The following is a 2,609-nucleotide window of genomic DNA, read 5'->3' as shown; positions in this document are numbered from 1 at the left end:
ACCGACGACAAGCTGCGGGACTTCTTCAACGACTCCTCCTTCGGCGTGTCCAAGGAGAACGTCGCCAAGGTCGACAAGCCGCGCGACGACGTCACGATCACCCGCGACAAGCAGACCGGCGTTCCGCACATCCAGGGCACCACGCGGTACGGAACCGAGTACGGCGCGGGCTACGCGGCGGGCCAGGACCGGCTCTGGCTCATGGACCTCTTCCGCCACATCGGCCGCGGCGAACTCACCTCCTTCGCGGGCGGCGCCGCCTCCAACCAGGGGCTGGAGCAGCAGTTCTGGCGCACCGCCCCGTACACCGAGAAGGATCTCCAGGCGCAGGTCGACAAGATCGCCTCCAGCGGCGCGCGCGGCGAACAGGCCATGCACGACGCGCAGGCGTACGTCGACGGCATCAACGCCTACCGGCAGCAGTCCAAGGACGGCCGGTACTTCCCCGGCGAGTACGTCCTCACCGGCCACGTCGACGCCATCACCAACAAGGGCGAGATCGCCCCCTTCAAGCTCACCGACCTCATCGCCCTCGCCTCCGTCGTCGGCGGCCTCTTCGGCAACGGAGGAGGCGGCGAGGTGCAGTCCGCCCTCTCCCTGCTCGCCGCGCAGAAGCAGTACGGCGCGGCCGAGGGCACCAAGGTCTGGGAGTCCTTCCGCGAGCGCAATGACCCCGAGGCCGTGCAGACCCTGCACGACGGCCAGAGCTTCCCGTACGCGGGCAAGCCGAAGAACGCCGAGGGCACGGCGCTGCCCGACGCCGGGTCGGTCAAGGAAGAACCGCTGGTGTACGACCGTACGGGCGCGGCGGCGGCCAAGAAGCCCGCCAGGACCCCGGTCGACGCGCCGAAGAAGCTGAAGCCCGCGCAGGGCATGTTCGACAAGGGTGTGCTCCCCGGCGACCTGTTCAGCAAGAAACACGGCATGTCCAACGCCCTGCTCGTCTCCGGCAAGCACACCGCGAGCGGCCACCCCGTCGCCGTCTTCGGCCCGCAAACCGGCTACTTCGCCCCGCAGCTGCTGATGCTCCAGGAGATCCAGGGCCCCGGCATCAGCGCGCGCGGCGCGTCCTTCGCGGGCGTGAGCATGTACGTGGAGCTGGGGCGCGGAGCGGACTACGCGTGGAGTGCGACCTCCGCGGGCCAGGACATCACCGACACGTACGCCGTCGACCTGTGCGAGCCGAACGGCGGCAAGCCCACCGAGGGCTCCGAGCACTACCTCTTCCGCGGCAAGTGCCTGCCCATGGAGAAGCTGGAGCGCACCAACTCCTGGAAGCCCACCGTCGCGGACTCCAGCGCCGCCGGTTCGTACCGCATGCAGGTGCTGCGCACCGAGTACGGCACGGTCACCCACCGCGCGACCGTCGGCGGCAAGCCCGTCGCCTACACCGCGCTGCGCTCGACCTACCGGCACGAGGCCGATTCGATCATCGGCTTCCAGATGCTCAACGACCCCGGCTACGTACGCGACGCCAAGTCCTTCCAGAGCGCCGCCGACCATATCGGCTACGCCTTCAACTGGTTCTACGCGGACGCCCAGCACACCGCCTACTTCAACAGCGGCCTGAACCCGGTGCGCAACCCTGCTGTGGACCCGTCGCTGCCGATCACGGCGGACAAGGCGTACGAGTGGAAGAACTTCGACCCGGCCGGCAACACCGCCGACTACACCCCGGCGGCCCAGCACCCCAACGACGTCGACCAGGACTACTACATCTCATGGAATAACAAGCAGGCGGACGACTACACCGCCGCGGGCTTCGCGGCGGGCTCGGTGCACCGCGCCAACCTCCTCGACGACCGGGTGCGGGGGCTCGTGGCCGACGGCGGAGTGACCCGCGCGTCCCTCACGCGCGCCATGGAGGACGCGGCGGTGACGGACCTGCGGGGCGAGGACGTCCTGCCGAAGCTGATCAAGGTGCTGCGGTCCCAGCCCGTCACCGACCCGAAACTGTCCTCGGTGGTACAGGAGCTGGAGTCCTGGCGCGCCGACGGCGCGCAGCGCCGCGAGACCACGCCGGGCGCGCACGCCTACGCGCACGCGGACGCCGTACGGACCATGGACGCGTGGTGGCCGCTGCTGGTGAAGGCCGAGTACGAACCGGGGCTCGGCGGCGACCTCTACCAGGCGCTCCAGGCCAACGCGGGCATCGACGAATCCCCCTCGGCCGGCCACGGCCCCACCGGCTCCCACGCCGGCTCCGCCTTCCTCACCGGCTGGTGGAGCTACGTCGACAAGGACCTGCGCTCCGTCCTCGGCCAGCCGGTCAAGGGCCCGCTGGCCAAGCAGTACTGCGGCAACGGCGACCTCTCCACCTGCCGCACCGCCCTCCTCGACACCCTCCGCCAAGCCGCGTCCCAGCCCGCCGACAAGGTCTACCCGGGCGACGACAGCTGCAAGGCCGGCGACCAGTGGTGCGCCGACTCCATCATCCAGCGCGCCGTCGGCGGCCTCACCCACAAATCCATCACCTGGCAGAACCGCCCCACCTACCAACAGGTGGTGGAATTCCCGGCGCACCGCTGACAGCGGGCGCGCGCTGCGGCTCTGCTCCGGACCAGATAGCCGACGCCGGGCCACGTATCGGCCGGCACAGGGCCCGGACC

At 70.1% G+C, this 2,609-nt stretch carries 1 protein-coding gene; it reads left to right on the top strand.

Annotation, left to right across the window (positions count from 1 at the left end):
• Positions 1-2,529 (top strand): penicillin acylase family protein (locus ACFU99_RS40385; protein WP_384402784.1); only part of this gene is annotated, 2,529 nt, incomplete at its 5' end.
• Positions 2,530-2,609 lie beyond the last annotated feature (80 nt).

Origin of the sequence: Streptomyces sp. NPDC057654 (genome assembly GCF_042800135.1) — a bacterium.
Lineage (GTDB): Bacteria > Actinomycetota > Actinomycetes > Streptomycetales > Streptomycetaceae > Streptomyces.
The sequence above is the reverse complement of the archived record's forward strand: the minus strand, read 5'-3'. Positions and strand labels throughout refer to the sequence as shown.